At 67.3% G+C, this 22356-nt stretch carries 18 protein-coding genes; 10 read left to right on the top strand and 8 right to left on the bottom strand.

All coding sequences use genetic code 11. From position 1 onward, the window contains the following. Window positions 1-10: 10 nt before the first annotated feature. Window positions 11-382 carry a VOC family protein gene (locus AC13GF_RS19000; RefSeq protein WP_483005652.1) on the top strand — a complete coding sequence of 124 codons (372 nt, stop codon included), beginning with the start codon at window positions 11-13 and terminating at the stop codon, window positions 380-382. 65 nt (window positions 383-447) lie between these two features. Here AC13GF_RS19000 and AC13GF_RS18995 read toward each other — a convergent pair whose 3' ends face one another. Then, window positions 448-1287, bottom strand: coding sequence for an arylamine N-acetyltransferase family protein (locus AC13GF_RS18995; protein ID WP_483005651.1), 840 nt, complete (start codon window positions 1285-1287; stop codon window positions 448-450). Between the two features lie 203 nt (window positions 1288-1490). Here AC13GF_RS18995 and AC13GF_RS18990 point away from each other — a divergent pair, with 203 nt between their 5' ends. After that, window positions 1491-4028 carry a methyl-accepting chemotaxis protein gene (locus AC13GF_RS18990; RefSeq protein WP_483005650.1) on the top strand — a complete coding sequence of 846 codons (2538 nt, stop codon included), beginning with the start codon at window positions 1491-1493 and terminating at the stop codon, window positions 4026-4028. A gap of 77 nt (window positions 4029-4105) precedes the next feature. On the opposite strand, the gene AC13GF_RS18985 is transcribed toward AC13GF_RS18990, so the two are convergent. The 5 genes from AC13GF_RS18985 to AC13GF_RS18965 all read right to left on the bottom strand — a co-directional run bounded on the left by AC13GF_RS18985 (window position 4106) and on the right by AC13GF_RS18965 (window position 12499). Beyond that, window positions 4106-6628: a PepSY domain-containing protein gene (locus tag AC13GF_RS18985; protein WP_483005649.1), complete on the bottom strand. Its 2523-nt coding sequence runs from the start codon at window positions 6626-6628 to the stop codon at window positions 4106-4108. A 732-nt stretch (window positions 6629-7360) separates the two neighbouring features. Then, window positions 7361-7924: a TlpA family protein disulfide reductase gene (locus tag AC13GF_RS18980; protein ID WP_483005648.1), complete on the bottom strand. Its 564-nt coding sequence runs from the start codon at window positions 7922-7924 to the stop codon at window positions 7361-7363. Then, window positions 7921-10305 carry a protein-disulfide reductase DsbD family protein gene (locus AC13GF_RS18975; protein WP_483005647.1) on the bottom strand — a complete coding sequence of 795 codons (2385 nt, stop codon included), beginning with the start codon at window positions 10303-10305 and terminating at the stop codon, window positions 7921-7923. Before AC13GF_RS18975 ends, AC13GF_RS18980 begins: the two co-directional genes overlap by 4 nt. Then, a complete protein-coding gene (gene cutA, locus AC13GF_RS18970) occupies window positions 10302-10640 on the bottom strand; it encodes a divalent-cation tolerance protein CutA (RefSeq protein WP_010481118.1) in 339 nt (112 codons plus the stop codon). The genes AC13GF_RS18975 and cutA overlap by 4 nt, the downstream gene beginning before the upstream one ends. Before the next feature lie 68 nt (window positions 10641-10708). Beyond that, window positions 10709-12499 (bottom strand): endonuclease, encoded by a 1791-nt coding sequence (locus AC13GF_RS18965; protein ID WP_483005646.1) that lies wholly within the window; start codon window positions 12497-12499, stop codon window positions 10709-10711. 357 nt (window positions 12500-12856) lie between these two features. Here AC13GF_RS18965 and AC13GF_RS18960 point away from each other — a divergent pair, with 357 nt between their 5' ends. Both AC13GF_RS18960 and groL read left to right on the top strand, forming a co-directional pair. Further along, complete coding sequence (locus AC13GF_RS18960; protein ID WP_006396661.1) at window positions 12857-13144, top strand: co-chaperone GroES; 288 nt, start codon at window positions 12857-12859, stop codon at window positions 13142-13144. Window positions 13145-13225: 81 nt separating this feature from the next. Continuing rightward, on the top strand, window positions 13226-14875 hold the full coding sequence (groL, locus tag AC13GF_RS18955; RefSeq protein ID WP_483005645.1) for a chaperonin GroEL: 1650 nt from the start codon (window positions 13226-13228) through the stop codon (window positions 14873-14875). Window positions 14876-15057: 182 nt separating this feature from the next. Here the strand turns inward: groL and AC13GF_RS18950 are convergent, their stop codons facing one another. Further along, on the bottom strand, window positions 15058-15981 hold the full coding sequence (locus AC13GF_RS18950) for a LysR substrate-binding domain-containing protein (protein ID WP_483005644.1): 924 nt from the start codon (window positions 15979-15981) through the stop codon (window positions 15058-15060). A gap of 249 nt (window positions 15982-16230) precedes the next feature. On the opposite strand from AC13GF_RS18950, the gene AC13GF_RS18945 reads away from it, so the two are divergent. Together AC13GF_RS18945 and AC13GF_RS18940 are read left to right on the top strand one after the other, a co-directional pair. Further along, window positions 16231-16866 carry a glutathione S-transferase family protein gene (locus AC13GF_RS18945; protein ID WP_459042003.1) on the top strand — a complete coding sequence of 212 codons (636 nt, stop codon included), beginning with the start codon at window positions 16231-16233 and terminating at the stop codon, window positions 16864-16866. A gap of 13 nt (window positions 16867-16879) precedes the next feature. Beyond that, the gene (locus AC13GF_RS18940) at window positions 16880-17908 is read left to right on the top strand and encodes an LLM class oxidoreductase (RefSeq protein WP_483005643.1); all 1029 of its coding nucleotides are present in this window, start codon (window positions 16880-16882) and stop codon (window positions 17906-17908) included. Window positions 17909-17933: 25 nt separating this feature from the next. Here AC13GF_RS18940 and AC13GF_RS18935 read toward each other — a convergent pair whose 3' ends face one another. Continuing rightward, complete coding sequence (locus AC13GF_RS18935) at window positions 17934-18860, bottom strand: pepsin/retropepsin-like aspartic protease family protein (protein ID WP_483005642.1); 927 nt, start codon at window positions 18858-18860, stop codon at window positions 17934-17936. A 106-nt stretch (window positions 18861-18966) separates the two neighbouring features. Here AC13GF_RS18935 and AC13GF_RS18930 point away from each other — a divergent pair, with 106 nt between their 5' ends. The 4 genes from AC13GF_RS18930 to AC13GF_RS18915 all read left to right on the top strand — a co-directional run bounded on the left by AC13GF_RS18930 (window position 18967) and on the right by AC13GF_RS18915 (window position 22315). After that, a complete protein-coding gene (locus tag AC13GF_RS18930; protein ID WP_483005641.1) occupies window positions 18967-19674 on the top strand; it encodes a response regulator transcription factor in 708 nt (235 codons plus the stop codon). Between the two features lie 32 nt (window positions 19675-19706). Beyond that, entirely contained in the window at window positions 19707-21005 is a 1299-nt protein-coding gene (locus AC13GF_RS18925) for a sensor histidine kinase (protein ID WP_483005706.1), read from the top strand. Between the two features lie 72 nt (window positions 21006-21077). After that, window positions 21078-21578, top strand: a complete 501-nt coding sequence (locus tag AC13GF_RS18920) for a MarR family winged helix-turn-helix transcriptional regulator (protein WP_483005640.1) — start codon at window positions 21078-21080, stop codon at window positions 21576-21578. After that, on the top strand, window positions 21575-22315 hold the full coding sequence (locus AC13GF_RS18915; RefSeq protein ID WP_483005639.1) for a DNA alkylation repair protein: 741 nt from the start codon (window positions 21575-21577) through the stop codon (window positions 22313-22315). Before AC13GF_RS18920 ends, AC13GF_RS18915 begins: the two co-directional genes overlap by 4 nt. The last annotated feature ends 41 nt before the right edge of the window (window positions 22316-22356 follow it).

The following is a 22356-nucleotide window of genomic DNA, read 5'->3' as shown; positions in this document are numbered from 1 at the left end:
AGGAGTGCCAGTGAACCCGATCCTGCATGTGGAAATCCCGGCCAGTGACCTGGACCGTGCCATCACGTTCTACCAGCGGTGGCTGCAGGTCGCGGTGGACGAACCTATCGTGCTGCACGACTGCCGGATGGCCTACCTGCCGTTCTCCGATGAGGCCGCCGGTGCCAGCATTGCGCTGGTGCACGGCGCGGACTACCGGCCCTCCGAGCAGGGTGCGCGCATCTACATCGGCGTCGATGACCTGGATGCGAGCCTGGAGCGTGCACTGCAAGCCGGAGCTGAGCTGTGCTTCGGACCCGCCGATGCGGGTGACTGGCGCGTGGCCGAGATCCGCGACAGCGAAGGCAACCGGATTGCGTTGCAGGCGCGCGCAGCTCTGTAGAGCCGAGCCCACGCTCGGCTGCTGTTGGCCCAGCCGCTCCAGCTCAGCCGAGCATGGGCTCGGCTCTACAAGAGCGCGGCGCGCGAGCGCTGCAGCCAGTCATTGATGGCCGGGTCCAGTCGCGGATCGTCCGGCAACTGCATGCCGAAGCGCTGTTGCAGCACCTCACGCACATCACCCACATCATGCAGCGGGCGCTTGTCCGGTGCCTGGCCAGGGCGGTACTCGGTGTAGTTGCCGCTGCCGATGGTACGGCGCCAGTCCGGCCCGGTCAGCGATGCGCGCAGCTGGCCGGGGAAACTGGAATCGGGATGGGTGCACACGTACCAGTTGCCCACCACGTTGTCGATCGGTGCCGGCGCCTGCAGGTCGAACCGATACATCTCCCGCCAGCCATCGTTGGACTCGGCCGACAGCACGAAATCACCCTCGCCGGGCAGGCGCTGCAGCAGATAGCGTTCGTGCGGCGTGGCCTGCGGCTGCGGATCATGCAGGCGCAGCGGCACGGTCGGGGTCAGGCTGCCGAACCCGGCATCCACCAGCCAGTCATCGCCATCCACCTGCACGCGTAGCAGCAGGTGGGTACGCGCGGTCAGTTCGCCGTCCTGGGCGGCCAGCAGTACGCGCGCGCTCAATGGCTGCGCGTCAAAGCCCAATGCCTGCAGCAGCGCCAGCAATCCGCCATTGAGTTCGAAGCAGTACCCGCCACGGCGGTCGTCAAGCAGCTTGCGTTGCACGCTGTCCAGGTCGATCGGCACCGCATCGCGCAGCAGGCAGCTGAGGGTCTCGAAGGGCAGCAGTGCGTTGTGGCGCTGCTGCAGCAGGGTCAGGCCGGCCAGGGTCCGCGGTGGCGGCGCATCCAGCTGCAGGCGCTGCAGGTAGCGGGGGACATCGAGCGTCGTCATGGAGGCACCGGGCGGGGGAGGGGCGTCCACTGTGCTCCCCCAACCGGGGTTGAGGTCAAGCACGGCGGCAGTGTCATGCCCCGGTCGCCTGCACCCGGTACAAAGGCCGCGTCCACCAGCGATGGGGGGACGCAGACGAAGAAAGCGCTAAAGTTGTCCTGAATCCGGCCGATACAGGTGCGTCCTTCCGCCTGGAGTCTGTCATGTCGGCCGTTGTCCCCCACCTCCGGTCCCTGCGCACGCGCCTTGCTGCGTTGCACTCGGCGTCCCCCGGGCTGCTGCGCTGGCTGCAGCCACATCGGCTCAGCGTGGCCAACAAGCTCAAGGCCACACTGTGGATCTGCGGCCTGGGCCTGGTGGCGATCGCTGCTGTCTACGCCTGGACTGGCCATGCCAACGCACTGGCTGCGCGCAGCCAGGCCAGTTACCAGCGCGGCAGCGATCTGGCTGCCAGTCTGTCCACGCGGGTGGCCGAAGCGCGTCGCCTGCAGACCCAGTATGCACGCAGTTTCGATGATGCCGACCGCGCGCAGCTGTTGGCCACGCAGAAGGCGTTGCAGACCGATCTGCAGGCGCTGCGCGCGACGCCGATGGATGCTGGCCGGCGCAAGGCCTTGCAGGCGCTGGCCGAGGCTGCCGACGCGTTCTCGCAAGGTGTGGCCGCCCTGTTCGAACGGGTCGACGAGATGGGCCGTGGTGATGCCGGCCTCGCCGCGCAGCTGCAGCAGGCCGCTGACACCCTGCAGGCGCAGGTGGATGTGCAGCAGCGGCCCGCGCTGGCGCTGTCCCTGCAGAAGATGCGAAGGCAGGAGGCGCTGCTGCTGCTCGACGGTGATTCCACCCACGCCGACCGTGCCAGCGAGGAAAAGCTGCCGTTCGACCTCGCGCTGGCGGGCCTGCCTGCGGATGTGCAGGACACCCTGCGCACCGGGATGGAGGCATATCAGGCCGCATTGCTGGGGTATACCGCTGCCCGCGTCGGCCTGGATGTGGAAGCGCAGTCGCTGCTGGATACCGCTGCTGGCGTAGCGCCGGCGTTGGCTGCCTTCCAGCAGGCGCAGGTGGCGGCGCTGGCCAAGGCGCAGGCGCGCCAGCAGGCCGGTGCGCGCACGATGAGCGTGCTGTTCGCACTGACCCTGCTGCTGGTGGCCGGCGTGCTGATCACCAGCCTGGTGCTGGTGCTGCGTGCGGTGCGCCAGCCGATCCAGGACACCCTGCGTTTCGCCAGCGACATCGCCGACGATCGCCTCGACACCACCTTGCGCGTCTACAACGCCAACGATGAGATCGGCCAGCTGGCCCAGCGCCTGGTCGACATGCAGCAGCGCCTGCGCGCGCGCATCGAGACCGAGCGTGCCGTGGCGCGCGGCAACACCCGTGTGCGCCAGGCATTGGACAGCGCACAGGCTGGCTTGATGGTGATCGATGCCGAAGGCCTGGTGGCGTACGTCAATCCGGCGCTGCTGGAGCAGCTTGAACTCCGGCTTGAAGATCTGGTGGGGAGCGATGCGGTACGCCTGCATCCGGCACTGGCCAGCCTGACTGGCGTGCGCCAGCGCGAGGAGCGCGAGATCGGTCATGCCGGCGTCCGCTACCAGTTGATCGCCAATGCCATCACCGACGAAGGGCATTTCCTCGGCGTGGCAGTGGAGTGGCGCAGCCGCGCGCTGGAAACGCTGCTGGAAACCGAAGTGGCAGCACTGGTCGACGCCGCCGCACATGGCGACCTGCACGGCCGCATCGTGCTGGAGGGAAAGCAGGGTTTTGTGCGTACGTTGTCGACCAGCATCAACCGCTTGCTGGCCACCTTCGAGACCAACCTCGGCGATCTGCAGGCGCTTCTGGCTGCGCTGGCCCGCGGCGACCTCAGCGTACGCATGGAGGGTGAACTGCAGGGCGTGTTCGCGCGCATGCGCGATGATGCCAACGCCACCGTCGCGCAACTGGGCCGCATCGTCACCCGCATCCAGCAGGCGGCGTCCAGCCTCGATACCGGCGTTGGCGAGATCGTCGCCGGTCATCATGACTTGTCACAGCGCACCGAGCAGCAGGCGGCCAACCTGGAAGAGACCGCAGCGTCGATGCACGAGCTGACCGACACCGTCGGACGCAATGCCGATGCTGCGGGCCGTGCCGACGTGCTGGTCAAGGGCGCGGCAGCAGTGGCCCAGCGCGGAGGCGAGGCCGTTGGCCAGGTGGTCGCGACCATGCATGGCATCAGCGAGGCCTCGCGGCGGATCGGCGACATCACCCAGCTGATCGACGGCATCGCTTTCCAGACCAACATCCTCGCGTTGAATGCTGCGGTGGAAGCCGCGCGCGCGGGTGAGCAGGGCCGCAGCTTCGCCGTGGTGGCCGCAGAAGTGCGCCTGCTGGCACAACGCAGCGCGGAGGCGGCCAAGCAGATCAAGGGCTTGATCGAGGATTCGGTGGCGCGTGTGGGCCAGGGCAACCAGCAGGCCGAACAGGCCGGCACCACGATGGGCGAGATTGTCGGCAGCGTGCAGCAGCTTGCGGATCTGCTGGCCGGTATCCGCAGCGCGTCGCAGGACCAGCATGCCGGCATCGCCCAGGTGAACCAGACCATCGTGCAGATGGAAGCCAGTACCCAGCGCAACGCCAGTCTGGTGGAAGAGGCTGGTGCTTCTACGGCGCAGATGCAGGCGCAGGTGCATGCCCTGGCCGAAGCGGTGGGCGCGTTCCGTCTGCAGTCGATGCCACAGGCGCGCGCTGCGGCCTGATCCTGCTCCGGTAGTGCCGGCCGCTGGCCGGCACGCCCCTGATCATGCCGGCCAGCGGCCGGCACTACCCTTGTGGCTCAATACACGTCGCGCCGGTAACGCCCGTTCTCCAGCAGCGTTTCCACAACCTCATCGCCCAGCGCAGCGCGCAGCACCTGGTCCACGCCTTCGGCCATGCCCTGCAGCGAGCCGCAGACATGAATCACCGCGCCACGCTGCATCCATTCGCGCAGCGCGTCTGCGGCTGCATGCAGGTGATCCTGCACGTAACCACCTTCGCCATCGCGCGAGAACGCCAGGTCCACCCGCGCGAGATGGCCATCGGCCTGCCACGCTTCGATCTCATCGGCGAACAGGAAGTCGTGCGCGCGCTGGCGTTCGCCAAACAGCAGCCAGTGCCCGTGCTCACCTGCATGCGCGGCTTCGCGCAACAGGCTGCGCAGGCCCGCGATGCCGGTGCCATTGCCGATCAGTACCATCGGCGCACCGCCAATGCGATGGAAACCGGGGTTGCGGTGCACGCGGGCCACGATGCTGGCACCAACCGGCGCATGCAGCGACAGCCAGCCCGATCCCAGCCCGGCACGACCCGACGGGTCATGTACCAGGCGCACCACCAGTTCCACCACTTCATCACTCGTGGAGGAGGCGATGGAGTATTCGCGCCCGGGCAGCGTTGGCAACCCGGACAACCACAGGCAGGCATCCTGCACCGCCAGCGCGGCGTCGGCCTCGGGCAGCGCGCGTTCACTGGCCAGCGCCAGCAGGGTGCGTGGGTGGCCGTCCACCAGCAGCGGCTGCAGCGGATCCAGCCCCTGTGCCTTCAGCACCGCGCTGGCGTGCCGCGCGTTGTGCCGGGGCGCGATATGCAGGATGTCGCCCGCCTGCCACTGCACATCGGCCGGTGGTGCAAGACGGATGCGCCAGATGGCACCACCCACGCTGCCCGGGTTGAGCCGGTCGCGGCCGAGCAGCCGCCACTCATGCATCTGCGTGGCCGCCGGCAGCACGCTGTCATCGGTGACGATGCCGGTCAGCGCGCCCAGCTGCAGCTGCCATTGGCGCAGCGCCGCTACCGAGGCGGCATCGACTTCGATGCGCTCGAACAACGGGCGCGCGCCATTGCCGAGCAGCCAGCCATCAACCTGGCGGCCGAAGCCGCAGTAGTGCGGGTACTGTCGGTCACCCAGCGCCAGCAGTCCAAACTGCAGGCCTGACAGGTCGAGTGTCTGTGCCATCAGCCGTCGTGCAGTGCCTCGCGCCGCATCCGGTGGTTCGCCATCGCCGAAGGTGCTCAGTACCAACAGCACCTGCGCGGTGCGTGCCAGCTGCGCGGCATCGACGCGGGCCAGCGGCAGCACCTGCACCGCATGACCGGACGCCTGCAGCTGCGCGGCTGCGCGCCATGCGAGTTGTTCGCCCAGCCCGCTCTGGCTGGCATGCACCACCAGCCACGGCGTGCCACCGCCATCGGCAGGCGTTGCTGGCAGCGACTGGCGCAGGCCACGCGCGGCGCGTTGGCTGCGGCGCCGGTCCAGGTAGAGCATCCAGCCGGTGATGAAGAACAGGCTCATGCCCAAACTGCTGAGCATCACCACGACACGCCCGGGCACGCCGAAGTAGCTGCCCGAGTGCAGCGCGAACACGCTGGTGGCCAGCTGCGCGCCGGCGCCCTGGCGCGCGTAGGGTCGGGCATCGAGCGTGGCACCAGTGCCCGGGTCCAGCTGCAGCAGATCATGCGCGCGGTCATGCTGGCCGCCGCGCTGTGACGGATCACCGGCCATCACGCGCACATTCAGTGCCTGCCCGGGCTTCTCCGGCAGGCGCAGGTCGATGTAGCCGGTGCGCACGCCGGGCAGTGCATACAGCGTGGCTTCGATGCGCTCCAGGTTCAGGGCGGCACCGGTGGCGACCTTGTGCTTGGCGGGCGGTGCCACGCCCAGCAGGGTGTTGGCGGCACTGCGATACCAGTCGAAGGACCACCACAGGCCGGTCAGTGCACTCATCAGGTAGATCAGCAGCACCCAGGTGCCGACCACCGAGTGCAGGCTCCACAGGAAGCCACGGCCGCTGCGTTTCCATTCCACCGCCAGCCAGCTGCGCCAGTGCCACCAGCGTCGCGGCCAGCGCAGATAGAGCCCGGACAGGGTGAAGAACAGCAGCGCGATGGCGCAGCTGCCGGTGATCCATTTGCCGCGCTCGCCGGCGGCGAGGTGGCGATGCAGGTCCTCGACGAAATCGAAGAACGCCTGCCCACGCAGGGCGCTGAATCGCTCGCCGCTGTACGGATCGAAGTAGACCCAGTGTTCCTTGCCACCGGCGAAGCGTGCCACCGAGGGCCGTTGCCCGGTGGCGTCCACGCGCAGGCGCTGCAGGGGGCGATCACTGCCGGCCTGCAGCAGCGGCACCAGTTCGCTGAGTTCAAGCGGAAGCTGGCCGTCGGCATGGTGCTCGGCGATCTCGGCGAAGCCGGGATTGGCCGCGCGCAGCAGTTCGTCCTCGAAGGACAGCATGGCGCCGCTGAGGCCCATCACGGTCAGTACGGCACCGGCGGTGATGCCCAGCAGCCAGTGCAGTTGGAACAGGACGTTCTTGAACATCGAAGGAGGAGGGCCCGGAAGGCTGCCGCCCGCATCCTGCGCAACAGCAAATGAGAATTAGTCGCGGAATTCTCCGTGGCGCCCCGGCTGCGGTCAAGCAGGGGTTGCCGGCCGGGCTGCGCCCGGCACCCGCGGTAGTGCCGGCCGCTGGCCGGCAACCTCAGAAGCAACAGCCGACGCAACAGCGGGTTTCCTGTGGGGAGGCGAGGTGAGTCCGGTTGCGGGGGACGGCGCAAGTACGTCCCTGTAGCCTTGGCCGCGGCATCCATGCCGCGGACACCCCCGCAACCGGACCCACCCCGCCTTCGACAGTTTCCTGCGATCTGTCGGAACGGTGTTCTGCTTTGGTGGGTGCCGACCGTTGGTCGGCACGGGGTCTGATTCCGTTCTGAATATCGATATCTGACAGATGTGCCGACCAACGGTCGGCACCTACCAACAGCCGCGAAGATCTATCAGAGGTGGGGCGGTGTCGGAGTGCGGGGTGTCAGCCGCATGGGCCCAAGGCATGCCTCGGGCGGGTTGGGCAGGACGCCCAACCCCGGTCTTGCCGTGTGCGCAGGACAGCGCACACGAGCAAGCGGCTGCCAAGCTTACAGGGACGTACTTGCAGCGTCCCCGCACTCCGACACCGCCCCGCCAACCCACGGAATGCCAGCTTTGGCTTTGGCTTTGGCTGTTGCCGTTGCATTGAGCAGGGTGCAGGGCTGCAAGCCCTGCAAAAAAACACCCTTACTTCACCCAGCTGTCGATCTCGCCGTGGGCGAACGGCCCCAGCTTCGCCTTCACCAGCCGCCCTTGTGCATCGAACAGCACGCTGTAGGGCAGCAGGCCCTGTGTATTGCCCAGCTGCACGCTGGCATCGCGCGGCCCCGGGGTCTCGATCACGATCGGGTAATCCACCGGTACCCGTTGCAGGAAACCGCGCACGTCTTCCGGCGTATCCAGCGCCAGGCCCAGCACCTGCACGCCTGGGTCGCCCTGTGCAGCGGCAAAGCGTGCCAGTTCGGGCATTTCTTCAACGCAGGGCGCGCACCAGCTGGCCCAGACATTGATCAACAGCGGGCGACCGGCAGCGTGCTGGCGCAGGTCCAGCGGCCGGCCTTCAAGATCGGGCAGCGACAGCGCGGGCAGGCTGTCGCCGACCTGCAGGACGGGTGCCGCAGCCGCCACAGCAGGTGCCGCTGGCGTTGCCTCAGGCGCAACCGGCGCAGGAGCCAATCGATGCCCGGCCCACAGGCCGAGGCCGGCGGCCAGCACCGCTGTCCACAGCAGCGCTGGCCGTTGCCACTTCATCGTGCGGTGCGCAGCAGCGCTTCCTCGACCACCGCCTGGGTCAGCAGGGTCGGCAGCACGGTCGGCGGTGCGCCGGGGCCGTACACCACGTACAGCGGCACGCCGACAGCCTTGTGCTCTTCCAGGAACGTGGTGATCTGCGGATCGACGTTGGTGTAGTCACCGCGCATGTACACCGCGTTGGTGCGCTTGAGCAGTTCCTTGAACTCCGGCCGCGACAGCACGGCGCGCTCGTTGGCCTTGCAGCTCACGCACCAGTCGGCGGTCATGTTCACGAACACCACGCGGTTGTCGGCACGCAGGCGATCCAGCAGTTGCGGCGAGTATTCGACCACGTTGTCAGTGGCCGCCTGCGCGGCACGCGCCGGCGCTGCCAGCTGGGTCACGCCCCAGGCCGGAACCAGTGCGCCGATCGCCAGCAGCACGCCAAGCAGGGTGACGGCGCGCGAGCCGGTCCAGCGGTTGCGTTCAAACAGCCACAGGCCGAAGGCGAGCAGCAGCAGGCCGCCCAGCACCAGCGCCATGCCGTCCACGCCGCGCTGCTTGCCCAGCACCCACAGCAGCCACAGCACGGTGGCATACATCGGGAAGGCCAGCACGTGCTTGAGCGTTTCCATCCACGGGCCCGGCTTGGGCAGGCGGCGTGCCAGTGCCGGCACGAAGCCGATCAGCAGGAACGGCAGCGCCAGGCCCAGGCCGAGGAACAGGAACACGGTCATCGCCTTCAGCGGCGGGGCAATGAACGCGTAGGCAATCGCGCCGCCCATGAACGGGCCGACGCAGGCACTGCCGACCACGCAGGCCAGCGCACCGGTGAAGAAATCACCGGCCGGGCCACTGCGGCTGGCCAGCGACTGGCCCAGGTTGCCGATGCCACCGCCGAGGGTGAATACGCCGGACAGGCTCAGGCCCACCGCGAACATGATGTAGGCCAGCGCCGCCACCACACCCGGGTGCTGCAGCTGGAAGCCGATGCCGACGGCATTGCCGATCGCACGCAGGCCCACCATCAACGCACCGATCACCGCGAATGCGACCAGCACGCCCAGCGTGTACCAGAGCGCGTGGCTGCGTGCGCGCTGCGGGCTTTCGCCACTCTGCGCCAGGCTCAGAACCTTCAGCGACAGGATCGGCAGCACGCAGGGCATCAGGTTGAGCACCAGGCCTCCGGCCAGGGCCAGCAGCAGCACCCATACGAACGAACGGTCCGGATTCGGCGTGGTCACCGGCGGTCGCGTGCGCAGTGCGTTGTCGCTCTGTGCATCGGCGGCGAATTCATTGCCTGCGCCTTCACTGCCGACGGTGGCCGGGGCCGCTGCACCATCGTTGGGCACGGTCGGCAGCAGACGCAGCGGAGCGCCGTTGGCCGACTCGCGAGGGGCTGCGGTGGTTGCAGGCAGCGGGCTGATCACCTCGTTGCGCGGCGGTGCCTGATCGGTGCTGGCGTTGATCTTGCCGGCCGGAATGGACAGCTTCACCCGGCGGGTCATCGGCGGGTAGCAGATGCCATCGGTCTGGCAGCCCTGGAAGGTCACCACCAGGGTACTGTCGACCGCATCGGCGACGGAGCGGCGCAGCGGCAGCGGCACTTCCACCTGGTTGAAGTAGACCGAGACATCGCCGAAGTGTTCGTCGCGATGCGACTGCGCGGCAGGCCAGCGCAGCTTGTCGGCCAGCACCCCGGTGCTGCCGTCCAGCTTCACCGAAGTGCGGTCGCGATACAGGTAGTAACCCGGCGCAGGGCTGAAGCGCAGCAGCAGGGTGTTGCCGTCACTGGCGATGGCATCGAAGCCGAAGGCCTGTTCTGACGGCAGCGGCAGCGCCTGGCTGTTGCTGGCGGCACCCGGCAGGCGCAGGCCGCCGCTGTTGCCGGCACCGGCCAGCGGGTTGTTGAACGGGCTGGCGGCGCCGGCACGCGGGGCCGGGGCGGTGGCTTGTGCACCGGCACCGGGCAGGGTGACCTGCACCACGCGCTTCTGCGGCGGGTAGCAGACACCGGCATCGGCGCAGCCCTGGTAACGCACTTCCAGGCTGATGGTGCCGGCGGCCTCGGTCGGCGTGCCGGGCAGGGTGGCCTGCAGGCGCTCGCGATAGGTTTCGACCTCGCCGAAGAAATCATCGTGGTGCTTGTCGCCCTTGGGCATCTGCAGCGCGCCGGCATTGAAGGCCGGGTCGGCCTTGACGCTGGTGCGGTGGCGATACAGGTAATAGCCCGGCGCGATCTTGAACTGCAGCTGCACCTGGCCACGTTCGGGAGCGGTGGCGGTCAGCGCGAACGCCTGGTCCACCGGCAGCAGGTCCTTCTCATCCAGGGCGAAGGCGGGCAGCGAGAGCCACATCAGGGCGCACAAGGCGGCGCCACGCGCAAACAGAGTCTTCAATCAGTGTCCTCCCGGGTCTGTGCCCGGATCCAGTCCAGATACGCCGGCAGGCCGGCCCGGGTTTCGACCGCGATGCACTCCGGGAGTTCATACGGATGCAGTTCGACGATCCGGGCAATCGCGTCATCGACGCGACTCGCGGTGGTTTTCACCAGCAGCTGCAGCTCGGCGTCGGTGGTCACCTCGCCCTGCCAGCGGTACGTCGACTGCGCGCCATCGAGGCGGGTGACGCACGCGGCCAGGCGCTCGCCGACCAGCGCGTGCGCGATGCGCTCGGCACTGGCCCGGTCCGGGCAGGTGGTCAACAGCAGCAGGACGGGATCGACGGTCGACATGACCGTCGAGTATAGGGCCGCCGCCGGGTCAGGGCCCGGCGGCGGCGATGGACCGCTGCGTTGCGCGGTCAGTTGGCCAGCTGGCAGGTGGCCGGCTTGGCCGAGGTGAACAGGCCAGGGGTCGCCCACTCGGGGTGGTCGATGAACGGGTTGCGGTTGCCCTGGAAGCTGTAGATCACGTCATTGCGCGCACGCTCGGCATCATCCGGCGGATCGGACAGGTGCCAGTCGATCAGGGTCGACAGCAGGCCCATGTAGGCCGGCGAGCTGCTGGTCTTGACGATCTTGCTGCGGTCGTCGGTCAGCTCCAGGTCCGGCTCGGACTGGCCGGTGGCTGCATCCTTGCCGCCCTCATAGCGGATCGCCATGTACAGCACCGCACGCGCCATGTCGCCCTTGCGCTTGCCCCATACCTCGAAGGTGCCGGTGTTGCCGTCCGGCGTGCGCACCCAGTTGGAGTTGCCCGGGTAACCGCCGCTGCCGCCGCCCTGGCCGTTGTTGGCCTCGGTGGCGCGCTCGCCGCAGTTGGCGTCGCACTTGCCGAACGGCTTGTTGCCACGGTCGGCGTTCCACTGCGCGTCGGTCAGGTACAGCATGTGGGTGTCGGTGTACGGCGCGTACGGCAGGCCCTTGTCGCCGGTGGTGCTGGCAAAGCCCAACGAGTTCGGCCAGGTGTGCTCGCGGTTGTACTTCAGGCCGCCGCCGCTGCCGGCGCGGTCGGTCACCTTGACGTAGCTGCGGTTGCGGTACGCATCCAGGATCCTGCCGCTGTTGTTCGGATCCTCGTCGGCGATCTCCAGGATGGTCCAGGTGCTGGTGCCCGAGCCGCTGTACGGGTAGGCGGTGTGGCCCTTGATGGTGGCGTGCAGCGAGCAGCGCAGCTGGCTGGGGCTGCTGGTGTTGACCTTGGAGTAGTAACCGGCCGGCACGCCGGGGTTGCCCGGGTCCGGATTGCCGCCGGTGGTTGCCACGGTGAAGGCGATGCGGCTGTCGGCGGCCGGGCGTGCGCCCTGCAGGTCGGTGATGCGCGCGGCGCGGATGTCGAAGCGGCAGGCTTCACCAGCCACCAGCGCGGTGTTGGTGGACAGTTTCACGCTGCGGCCGCTGGCCGGGTAGGTCAGCGGCACGCTGCCGGAGGTACCGCAGCTCAGCGCGAAGGCACCGCTGGCCAGGTTCACCGTCTCGCTGAACACCACTTCCAGATCGGCCGCGGCCGGGAAGGTGCTGCTGCCCTGTGCCGGGGTGGTGGTGGACACCGACGGCGGCGTGTTCGGGCCCGGGGTGCCGCCACCGCTGAAGGTCTGGCCGTTGTTGCAGCTGCCGAAGGTCTGCCTGGCCGACTCGGCCCAGGTGAAGTGGGCGTACTGGCTGCCGCTGCCGGTCAGCTGCAGCGAGGTGCCCGGCGCCGTGCTGTTGGTCTCGGCCACCGGAATGTTCTGGCTGGTCATGCCGGCGGCAGGGCCACCGGAGGCGGTGATGGCGCCCTCGTAGCTGAGGAACTGGACCACCTTGCCGCTGGCATCGACCAGGGCGATGCCGTCGTTCGGGCCGTTCTGGAGGCCGTTGGTCGGGTAGCTGACCACGGCCAGGGTGGCGCTGCCGCAACCGGCGGCGGTGCCGGCCGGGACCGGGTTGTTGGCGTAGACCGTGGCGGCCGAAGGATTGCTGCCGTTGTAGAGGTAGAGGCGGTAGCCGGACAGGTCTTCACCCGCGGTAGCGACCACTTCGATGGCTTCGCCGACGTCACCGGCGGCGGTGCTGTCGTCGTAGTGCAGTTCGTTGATGAAGACCTCGGCCTGGGCCGGCGCGGCGGCCAGGGCCAGCAGGCAGGCGGCGGCAAGCGGGGACAGCAATCGCATCGACAACTCCTTGTGATTGGGAATGCGCGGCCGAGCCTAAGGCCGATCCAGTGACACTTTGTCGTAAATGAACGTCAGATATCTGACAGTGCGACGCGGATCACCAAATGTCGAGGGCCGAGGACAGGGCGGTGCCGCGTTGCACCCATATGAACCCCTTCACGCGGGGCGTTGATGCCCATCACGCTGGGCCGCGAATTTTTTTCGGGAGCGGCCTTGAAAGGTCCGGGGCCAGCTCCATCTCTGTCCTGCTCCCGATTCATCGGGCTTTTTCGCGAGCGATGCTGGCAGTCACCTGGGGTGAGTGCTAACATCGCCAGACTTTTTCAGACCAATCAATAACTTAAGAGGTCTCTCATGAGCATCAAGCCGCTGCACGACCGCGTTGTGGTCAAGCCGATCGAAGCCGACGAAATCTCCGCCGGTGGCATCGTCATTCCGGATTCGGCCAAGGAAAAGTCCACCAAGGGTGAAGTCGTGGCCGTCGGCCCGGGCAAGCCGCTGGACAACGGCAGCGTGCGCGCTCCGTCGCTGAAGGTCGGCGACAAGGTCATCTACGGCCAGTACGCCGGCAGCTCGTACAAGAGCGAAGGCGTCGAGTACAAGGTCCTGCGCGAAGACGACGTGCTCGCCGTCATCGGCTGAGCCTCGGCGCGACCTGTTTCAACCTGATCCCCAAATCCCAGCCGCCGGGCATTGTCCGGCGCTACCAATGAGGTAATTGCAATGGCTGCCAAGGATATTCGTTTCGGTGAAGACGCCCGTTCGCGCATGGTGCGCGGCGTCAACGTTCTCGCCAATGCCGTCAAGGCCACCCTGGGCCCGAAGGGCCGCAACGTCGTGCTGGAAAAGAGCTTCGGCGCGCCGACCATCACCAAGGACGGCGTCTCCGTCGCCAAGGAAATCGAACTGGCTGACAAGTTCGAGAACATGGGCGCGCAGATGGTGAAGGAAGTTGCTTCGCGCACCAACGACGACGCTGGCGACGGCACCACCACCGCCACCGTGCTGGCCCAGGCCCTGATCCGCGAAGGTGCCAAGGCTGTGGCCGCCGGCATGAACCCGATGGACCTGAAGCGTGGTATCGACAAGGCCGTCGTGGCCGCCGTTGCCGAGCTGAAGACCATCTCCAAGCCGACCGCCGACGACAAGGCGATTGCCCAGGTCGGTACCATCTCGGCCAACTCGGACGAGTCGATCGGCCAGATCATCGCCGACGCGATGAAGGAAGTCGGCAAGGAAGGCGTGATCACCGTTGAAGAAGGCTCGGGCCTGGACAACGAGCTGGACGTGGTCAAGGGCATGCAGTTCGACCGCGGCTACCTGTCCCCGTACTTCATCAACAACCAGCAGTCGCAGACCGCTGACCTGGATGACCCGTTCATCCTGCTGCACGACAAGAAGATCTCCAACGTCCGTGACCTGCTGCCGGTGCTGGAAGGCGTCGCCAAGGCCGGCAAGCCGCTGCTGATCGTTGCCGAAGAAGTTGAAGGCGAAGCGCTGGCGACCCTGGTGGTCAACACCATCCGTGGCATCGTCAAGGTCGTGGCCGTCAAGGCTCCGGGCTTCGGCGACCGTCGCAAGGCGATGCTGGAAGACATGGCCGTGCTGACCGGCGGCACCGTGATCTCCGAAGAAGTTGGCCTGTCGCTGGAAAAGGCCACCATCAAGGACCTGGGCCGCGCCAAGAAGGTGCAGGTTTCCAAGGAAAACACCACCATCATCGATGGCGTGGGTGACAAGGCTGCCGTCGATTCGCGCGTTGCGCAGATCAAGACCCAGATCCAGGACACCTCCTCCGATTACGACCGTGAGAAGCTGCAGGAACGCGTGGCCAAGCTGGCTGGCGGCGTTGCCGTGATCAAGGTCGGCGCTTCGACCGAAATCGAAATGAAGGAAAAGAAGGATCGCGTCGACGACGCCCTGCACGCTACCCGTGCAGCCGTTGAAGAAGGCGTGGTCCCGGGCGGCGGCGTTGCCCTGGTCCGTGCGGTCACCTCGCTGGCCGGCCTGAAGGGTGCCAACGAAGACCAGAACCACGGCATCCAGATCGCCCTGCGCGCGATGGAAGCCCCGCTGCGCGAAATCGTGGCCAACGCCGGCGAAGAGCCGTCGGTCATCATCAACAAGGTCAAGGAAGGCACCGGCAGCTTCGGCTACAACGCCGCCACCGGCGAGTTCGGCGACATGCTGCAGTTCGGCATCCTGGACCCGACCAAGGTGACCCGTTCGGCGCTGCAGAACGCGGCCTCGATCGCTGGCCTGATGATCACCACCGAAGCCATGGTTGCCGAAGCTCCGAAGAAGGACGAGCCGGCCATGGGTGGCGCCGGTGGCATGGGCGGCATGGGTGGCATGGGCGGCATGGACTTCTAAGTCCCCGCTTTCACCCCGCAATGAAAAACCCCGCCGGAAGGCGGGGTTTTTTTGTGGCCGATTGGAATCGAAGTAGTAGATCCACGCCATGCGTGGATGCCGCTGCCAACCTGGGATCTACCTGCCACCCTCGCGCCGCTGCCGATATGCGGCCTCGGCAATCGCATCGCTTTCCTGGCGGCTCATCCTGCGTCCTGCTGGGCGTGTGCGCCTGCTTCCTGCGGCGTCATCAGTGCTGCATGCAGCCAGGCCATGAACGCAGGTATCGCAGCGTTGGATTCGCCGTCCGCGCGCGTCACTGCGTAGTAGGCGAAGGCCTGTGGCCAGGGCTGGTCGATCACCACCTGCAGCCGGCCATTGGCCAACTCTTCGGCCGCGTGGATGTCGCGTACCAGGGCGATGCCTTGCCCGGCCACCGCCGCGCGGATCAGCAACAGGTCGTCATCGAAGGCAGGGCCACGCTCCAGTCGCTCATCGACGGGCAGATCCAGTGCCCGGAACCACAGCCGCCAGTCGCTTCGGTCGGCGTCCTGCAACAGGGGCAGCTGCAGGCAATCCTGTACCGAGCTGACCGTCGGTGCGCCGGCCAACAATGCTGGACTGGCCACCGGCAGCAGCACCGGTGCCATCAGGTGCTCAGCGTGCAGCCCCGGGTAGCGGCCGAGGCCGTGGCGGATGGCGATGTCCACCCCCTCGCGGCGCAGGTCGACCAGCGCCGGGCTCGAGTCCAGCTGCACGTCCACCTGCGGATGCAACGCACTGAACCCGCCCAATCGCGGTGCCAACCACTGTGCGGCAAAGCTCGGTGCCGCGCTGATGCGCAGCGTGCGTCGCGTCTCCCAACGCTCCAGGGTCTGCAGGCTGTGCGAGATCTGCTCGAAGGCCTGCAGCAGTTCCGGGTATACGCGAGCGCCTGCGGCGCTGAGCACCACGCCATGCCGGGTGCGGTCGAACAGGCTCACACCCAGCCGTTCCTGCAGCTGGCGCAGTTGTTGGCTGATCGCACCGGGCGTGACCCCCATCGCTTCGGCGGCAGCGGTCAGGCTGCCATGGCGGCCGGTTTCAACGAAGGCCCGCAGGCCCAGCAGCGGCAGCACCGCACCCATGTCCATCCTCCTGTAGCCGCGTCGGCACCCGCCGCGCTGCGACAGCATATCGAGCGTGCCGCAGGCTGTCGCGCGCCTGCCGCTCGCGTTGAGCTGCGCTCAACTTCCCATGCAGGAGACATCGTTTCCTTCCCGCGCCAGCGCTTCCTAGACTGGTTGCACGGCTGCTGCAGCGCCCGTTTCCGCATCGCCCGGCCAGTTTCGTTGAAGACCGGTGCGTGCCGTCGCTCCCTGCCGTCCAGGAACCCCATGAACGAACCTTCGCTGCACCTGTACTCCGACAGTTCTCCCAATGGCTTCAAGGCCACCATCGCACTGGAAGAGCTGGGTCTTCCCTATCGCCTGCACCACGTGCGCATCGTGGATGGCGAACACCGCCATCCCGATTTCCTGCAGCTCAATCCGCATGGGCGCATTCCCGTGCTGGAGGATCGCGCGCGCGGCATCGTTGTCTTCGAATCGGCGGCGATCCTGATGTACCTGGCCGAACAGGGCAATGCGTTGCTGCCTTCCGAACCGGCTGCACGCTGGGAGACACTGACCTGGCTGATGTTCCATGCCGCCAGCGTCGGCCCGATCCTCGGCCAGCGCGTGCATTTCGAGCATTTCGCGCAAGCACCGGACGCTACGGCGATCGAACGCTACCGACGCCTGAGCGACGACCTGTTCGCCGTACTCGACCAGCGCCTGCAGGGACGTGAGTGGTTGGCTGGCGATCACTACTCGATCGCCGATATCGCCCATTTCGGCTGGCTGCATATCGCCCGCATCATCGACATCGATTTCTCGCGGCATCGCCATCTGGATGCGTGGTACGCGCGGGTTGCCGCACGCCCTGCGGTGCAGCGCGGCGTGCAGCTGCCCGAACCGGCCACCGGTCCGTAAGGAGGCCATGCAGATGAAGGATTCCATTGCGATGCCGGGCGCGTCGGCGCCCGCCTTTGCCACGCATCCCGGCTACCAGCGCATGTTCCGGGCCGATGCACTGACGCTGGGCATCTACCTGCCGTTGCGTTTCTACCAGGGCGACATGAGCGTGCTGCAGGGTCAGGCGCGGTGGGTGGAGGACATCGATCACCACGGCTTTGCCGCGGTATGGGTGCGCGACGTGCCGCTGTTCGATCCGATGTTCGGTGATGCTGGCCAGTTGTTCGACCCGTTCACCTACCTTGCATGGCTGGCGGCGCGCACGCAACGCGTGGCCCTGGCCACCGGCAGCGTGGTACTGCCCCTGCGCCACCCGATCGATCTGGCCAAGGCGGCGGCATCGATCGATCAGCTGTCCGGTGGGCGACTGGTGATGGGTGTGGCGTCCGGGGATCGACCGCTGGAATTCCCGGCCTATGGACTGGAGCACGCGGCACGCGGAGAGCGTTTCGCCACCGCAATGAACGAGATGCGCCGTTGGCTGCAGCCGGGCACGGATGGGCGGATGACGCATGCCGGGGCCGAGCACGGTGTGCAGCTGCTGCCGCCCACGGTCAGTGGCCGTGTTCCGCTGATTGTCACCGGCGGTGCGCGCCAGTCGCTGGAGTGGATCGGCCAGCATGCCGATGGCTGGCTGACCTATCCCGAGGCCACCCACGACGCCGCCGGCCCGCAGCGGCTGGCCGCGAAGATCCGTGCCTGGCGCGCGCTGATCCCGGACGGGGGCTTCCGCCCGCACATGACCAACGAGTGGATCGACCTGGTGGATGACCCGGATCATCCACGCACGCCGCTGCAAGGGGGCTATACCCTGCGCACCGGCCGCAAGGGCCTGATCGAGCTGCTGCAGGCCTGGCAACACGCCGGCGTGAATCACGCGGCACTGGGTATCCAGTTCGCCGAACGTCCTGCCGGCGACGTGCTGCAGGAGCTGGCCGAAGAGGTGCTGCCGTTGTTCCCGTCGCATCCGGGGCCGGCGCCGCAGGTGATGGACTGGTAGCGCAAGGGCAGGCGGCGGCAGGTGCTCAACTGGCTGGCCGGCGCAGGCAGATCCGGTCCGCGCTGGCACCGATGTCCACCTGGCCGCCGCGCATTGCATCGGCACCGAGGATCAGCGCTGGCCGGGCCTCCAGGCCGATTGCCTTGAACACCGGCAGTTCGCTGATGCGAACCTCCATAGACGGGTGCTGCCAGCCGCTGCCGGTCATGCCGGGCAGGGTGTACAGCCAGGTCGCCTGCTGTCCGCCACCCAGGCCTTCGGTGCCCTTTTCACGCACCCGCACCCGTTCGTCGCTGCCGTCGGTGCGTAGCCCCAAGGCACGAGCAGCTTCGGCATTGAGGACGGTCTGCGCGGCGCCGGTGTCGACCACGGCGATGGCTTCCACGCCCGGCGTGCCCAGCGACAGCGTGATGAAGCCGAAGTGGTGCAGGCCTTCGGTCCGGTCGGGCAGCGCATTGGACTGGCAGCCGGGTCCATCGAGGCTCAGTTGCCCGGGCGTCCACAACGCAAGCTGATGGCGGCCGAAATCCCAACGGCTGTCCCAGCGCCCGGTCAGATCATTGCCGATCAAGCCGTCGATGGCCGGATCATCATCCTTGGCCAGGGAAGACAGGTCGACCTGCATGCCACTGGCCCGCAGCTGCCAGCTGCCCAGCTGCCAGGACGTGCTGCGCATGCGCTGCAGCCGGGCGGACTTCGCGCTTGCGCCCTGGGCCTGTGAAACTGCTGCATCCGCATCCTCCAGGGCGTAGCGCCGCACCACGCGTGCATCGACCAGCGTCGCGCCGGCGGCACTGTCGACCACGAAGCGCAGCGGTTCGGCGCGTCCGTCCAGCGAGACGGCCACCGCTGGATGGCCGCTCTGCATCCACATCGGCAGCACGTGCTGGGGGGCATCGGACGCCAGCGCAGGCACTGGGATGGTCAGCATTAGGAACAGGATCGGGCGCAAGGGAGGTCTCCGAAGTAATCGTGGGAGGCCATTGGCGCGTATGGACGTATCGCGGGAACATCGGTGTTGATACCGTCCTGATACACACCGGCGCGATACTGCCTTCATGAGGACCCCCGCCCATGTCATCGTTGTCGATGACGACGCCAGCATCCGCGATGCCATCGCCGACTGCCTGCTGCTGCACGGCTACCAGGTGCGAGTGGCTGCAGACGCAGCGGCGCTGGATGTGCTGCTGCAGGTCGAACGTCCGGACCTGATTGTGCTTGACTGGATGATGCCCGGCGAGGATGGGCTTTCGGTCTGCCGCCGATTGCAGGCGCGGGCGATCCCAATCCTGATGCTGTCGGCGATGGGAAGTGCGCCGGACCGGGTGATCGGTCTGGAGATGGGAGCAGACGATTACCTGGCCAAGCCGTTTGATCCACGTGAGTTGCTGGCACGTGTGCGCGCACTGCTGCGTCGCCAGCACAAGCTGCGTGAGCAGATAACCAGCGAGCTGCGCTTTGCGGGTTGGCGGCTGCTACCAGAACAACGTCGCCTGCTCGCGCCGGACGGAAACGAGCTGCTGCTCAGTCGAGGCGAATTCAACCTGCTGCTGGCGCTGGCCGAACGTCCCCGGCGCGTGCTGGGGCGTGAGCAACTGCTGCAGTTGAGTCGCGGCGAAGGCAGCGACAGCGTTGACCGCGCTGTTGACCTCGCGATCAGCCGGCTTCGGCGCAAGCTGGGGCAGGCATCACCCGGTGCAGAAGCGCTGGTGCAGACCTCGCGCGGTGAAGGCTATCGCTTCGACGCCGAGGTACACGTGTTGTGAGCACCCGATGGTCGACCGCGCGCTGGATCGCGATGCTGGCTCTGGCCAGCCTGCTGCTGGCGACCCTGGTCAGTGTGGCCGTGGTTGGCTGGATGCCTCGGCCCGCGCCGCCGCCGATGCGGTTGGACCAGGCCACGCAGGTAATGCGGGGTGAACAGGCGCCGGCGTCGCTGGGCCTGCATCTGGCGACGCAGGCAACGCCGCCGCAGGGTAGCACCAGCGACTGGCTTACGCAGCTGGCGGCGCTGCAGCTGGGCTCGCCGGTGGAGGATGTTCGGCTGGTATGGAGTGGACAAGGCAAGGCGCCCGATGTGCAGATCATCGAAGGCGGCGCGGTGCTGGATGCCACGACGCGGGCCGGCGTACTGAAGGCGCAGGCAGCAGTGCTGACCGCCATGCAATGGCCGCCGTTCGAACTGGGTGTGCGCCAGACCGATGGCCGCTGGCGGGTGGTGGGCAGTGACCACAGTGACCTGGCGGCCTGGCGCCGCCAGGTGGTGCTTGCCCTGCTGGGCGGTGCCGTGCTGCTGGCGCCGTTGGCGGCATGGGCGTCAACCCGGTTGGGGCGCCCGTTGCGACGGTTGGCCGAAGCCAGCGCGCGTGTGGATCTGCAGGCTGAAACACCATTGCCGGATGACGGCCCACGCGAAGTACAGGTGCTGGCTGCCGCAATCACCGCCGGTCGCGAGCGCCTGCGCGCACAGGCACAGGACATGACTCACATGCTGGCTGCGGTGGCACATGACCTGCGCACGCCATTGACCGGCCTGCGACTGCGCGCCGAGTTCGCACCTGCGCCACAGGCGGCGCGGATGGTGGCGGACATCGAACGCATGGACACGATGATCGAGCAGGTGCTGGACTACGCACGCGGTGAACTGCAGCCGCTGCAGGTGCGGTCACTGGATCTGGCGGTCGTGCTGGAGGAATGCGTGCAGGCGGCACTGCTGCGTGGTGTCTGCATCTCCGTCCAGGGGCCGGATACCTTGCCGTGGCACGGTGATGCGCTGCTGCTTCGGCGCGCGGTCGAGAATCTCATCAATAACGCCGAGCGCTACGCCGGGGGCGTGGAGCTGCGGGTCGCCATGGAGGGCCACAGAGTGCAGCTGGATGTGATGGACCGCGGCCCGGGCATCGCCGAGGCCGACCGCGCACGCCTGCTGCAACCGTTCCAGCGTAGCGAGAGCTCGCGTAGCCGCGCCACCGGTGGCGCCGGACTTGGACTGGCCGTGGCTGCCAATGTGGCGAGGCGCCACGCGGGCGAACTGCAGCTGCTGCACCGTGAGGGCGGTGGGTTGATCGCACGCCTGCTGCTGGGAAGCACTGGCTGAAATTCAAATCCGGCTTGCTTGGTTCAGTTAATTGACAATATGATTAGCTGCCTAATCATATAGAGAAGTCAGATGATTGAAGCCAAGCACCGCGCCCTTCTGGAAGAAGCGCAGCGACGCGGCCATGCCAATATCGCGCCGCTGCGCTTGTGCTTCCAGCTGCTCTCGTTGTCCTCGTCGATCGATCGCGACTGCGCTACCCGGCTGGCACCACACGGGCTCAGTGAGGGTCGCTTCATCGTGCTGTTCCTGTTGCATGGGGCCGGCGGCACGTTGCCGCCCCACGTGCTGGCCGAGTGCGCAGGCGTGACCCGCGCCACCATCAGCGGCCTGCTCGATGGCCTGCAGCGCGAAGGACTGCTGCAGCGTCGCAGCGATGCCGAGGATGGCCGCCGCCTGCAGATCGTACTGACCGGACCGGGAAAGCGCTTGGCCGAAACGCTGTTCGACCAGCACACGCAGTGGATCGGTGGTCTGTTCAATGGTCTGGACAGCGATGAACAGCAGCAGCTGTCGCGATTGCTGCACAAGGTCTGGCAGCACACCGATGCAGGACGAGAGCCTGCAGCATGAGCCTGGCGATCGCGGCGCAACGCCTGCATGCACTCAACACCGGCCGTGCCCCCGCCACCCATCTGGCCGAATGCCTGGCAGTGGACTTCGCCGCGCTGCTGCGGGTGGTGGCGCCCGCGCTTGCGCCGGAAGCGATGCAACGCATGCAGGATGCCTCAGGGAAGGGCATCACGCTGCGCATGGCCCTGGCTGCGCAACTGCTGCGTGAGGCGGGGCAGGGCGCGCCTGCGCTCTGGCAGCATCACGGCTCCGATACCGTGCGCGGTTGGGCCTGCTACCTGATCGGCAGCGATGCCCGCGCAACGTTGGCAGAGAAGCTGCAGCACATGCGCACGCTGGCCGATGATCCACACTTCGGTGTGCGCGAATGGGCGTGGCTGGCGCTGCGCACGGACATCGTTGCCGCACCGATGCAGGCGCTTGAGTACCTGCAACCGTGGACACAGGAAACATCTCCGTACCTGCGCCGCTTCGCCTGCGAAGCACTGCGTCCGCGCGGTGTCTGGGCCACGCATATCGCGCTGTTCAAGCAGCACCCGGAACATGCATCCGCGCTGCTGGAAGCACTGGCTGACGATCCGGAACGCTATGTGCAGGATTCGGTCGGCAACTGGCTCAATGATGCCGGCAAGACCCAGCCGCAGTGGCTGCGCCAGCTGTGCACGCGTTGGCAGCACGAGCGCCACAGCGACGCCAACGCCTACATCCGCAAACGCGCATTGCGCTCGCTCCGGTAGTGTCGGCCGCTGGCTGGCAACTCCGTAATCTCGTCAACCTC

This window comes from Stenotrophomonas sp. 22LJNL06-5-1, from assembly GCF_056861455.1.
The sequence above is the reverse complement of the archived record's forward strand: the minus strand, read 5'-3'. Positions and strand labels throughout refer to the sequence as shown.

What these genes read in the sequence shown, in the direction of transcription:
- AC13GF_RS18965 (WP_483005646.1), bottom strand. Translation starts at nt 12,499, where the DNA reads ATGCGATTGCTGTCCCCGCTTGCCGCCGCCTGCCTGCTGGCCCTGGCC.
- AC13GF_RS18985 (WP_483005649.1), bottom strand. Translation starts at nt 6,628, where the DNA reads ATGTTCAAGAACGTCCTGTTCCAACTGCACTGGCTGCTGGGCATCACC.
- AC13GF_RS18995 (WP_483005651.1), bottom strand. Translation starts at nt 1,287, where the DNA reads ATGACGACGCTCGATGTCCCCCGCTACCTGCAGCGCCTGCAGCTGGAT.
- cutA (WP_010481118.1), bottom strand. Translation starts at nt 10,640, where the DNA reads ATGTCGACCGTCGATCCCGTCCTGCTGCTGTTGACCACCTGCCCGGAC.
- AC13GF_RS18940 (WP_483005643.1), top strand. Translation starts at nt 16,880, where the DNA reads ATGAAGGATTCCATTGCGATGCCGGGCGCGTCGGCGCCCGCCTTTGCC.
- AC13GF_RS18990 (WP_483005650.1), top strand. Translation starts at nt 1,491, where the DNA reads ATGTCGGCCGTTGTCCCCCACCTCCGGTCCCTGCGCACGCGCCTTGCT.
- AC13GF_RS18915 (WP_483005639.1), top strand. Translation starts at nt 21,575, where the DNA reads ATGAGCCTGGCGATCGCGGCGCAACGCCTGCATGCACTCAACACCGGC.
- AC13GF_RS18980 (WP_483005648.1), bottom strand. Translation starts at nt 7,924, where the DNA reads ATGAAGTGGCAACGGCCAGCGCTGCTGTGGACAGCGGTGCTGGCCGCC.
- AC13GF_RS18945 (WP_459042003.1), top strand. Translation starts at nt 16,231, where the DNA reads ATGAACGAACCTTCGCTGCACCTGTACTCCGACAGTTCTCCCAATGGC.
- AC13GF_RS18960 (WP_006396661.1), top strand. Translation starts at nt 12,857, where the DNA reads ATGAGCATCAAGCCGCTGCACGACCGCGTTGTGGTCAAGCCGATCGAA.
- AC13GF_RS18925 (WP_483005706.1), top strand. Translation starts at nt 19,707, where the DNA reads ATGCTGGCTCTGGCCAGCCTGCTGCTGGCGACCCTGGTCAGTGTGGCC.
- groL (WP_483005645.1), top strand. Translation starts at nt 13,226, where the DNA reads ATGGCTGCCAAGGATATTCGTTTCGGTGAAGACGCCCGTTCGCGCATG.
- AC13GF_RS18950 (WP_483005644.1), bottom strand. Translation starts at nt 15,981, where the DNA reads ATGGGTGCGGTGCTGCCGCTGCTGGGCCTGCGGGCCTTCGTTGAAACC.
- AC13GF_RS18920 (WP_483005640.1), top strand. Translation starts at nt 21,078, where the DNA reads ATGATTGAAGCCAAGCACCGCGCCCTTCTGGAAGAAGCGCAGCGACGC.
- AC13GF_RS18930 (WP_483005641.1), top strand. Translation starts at nt 18,967, where the DNA reads ATGAGGACCCCCGCCCATGTCATCGTTGTCGATGACGACGCCAGCATC.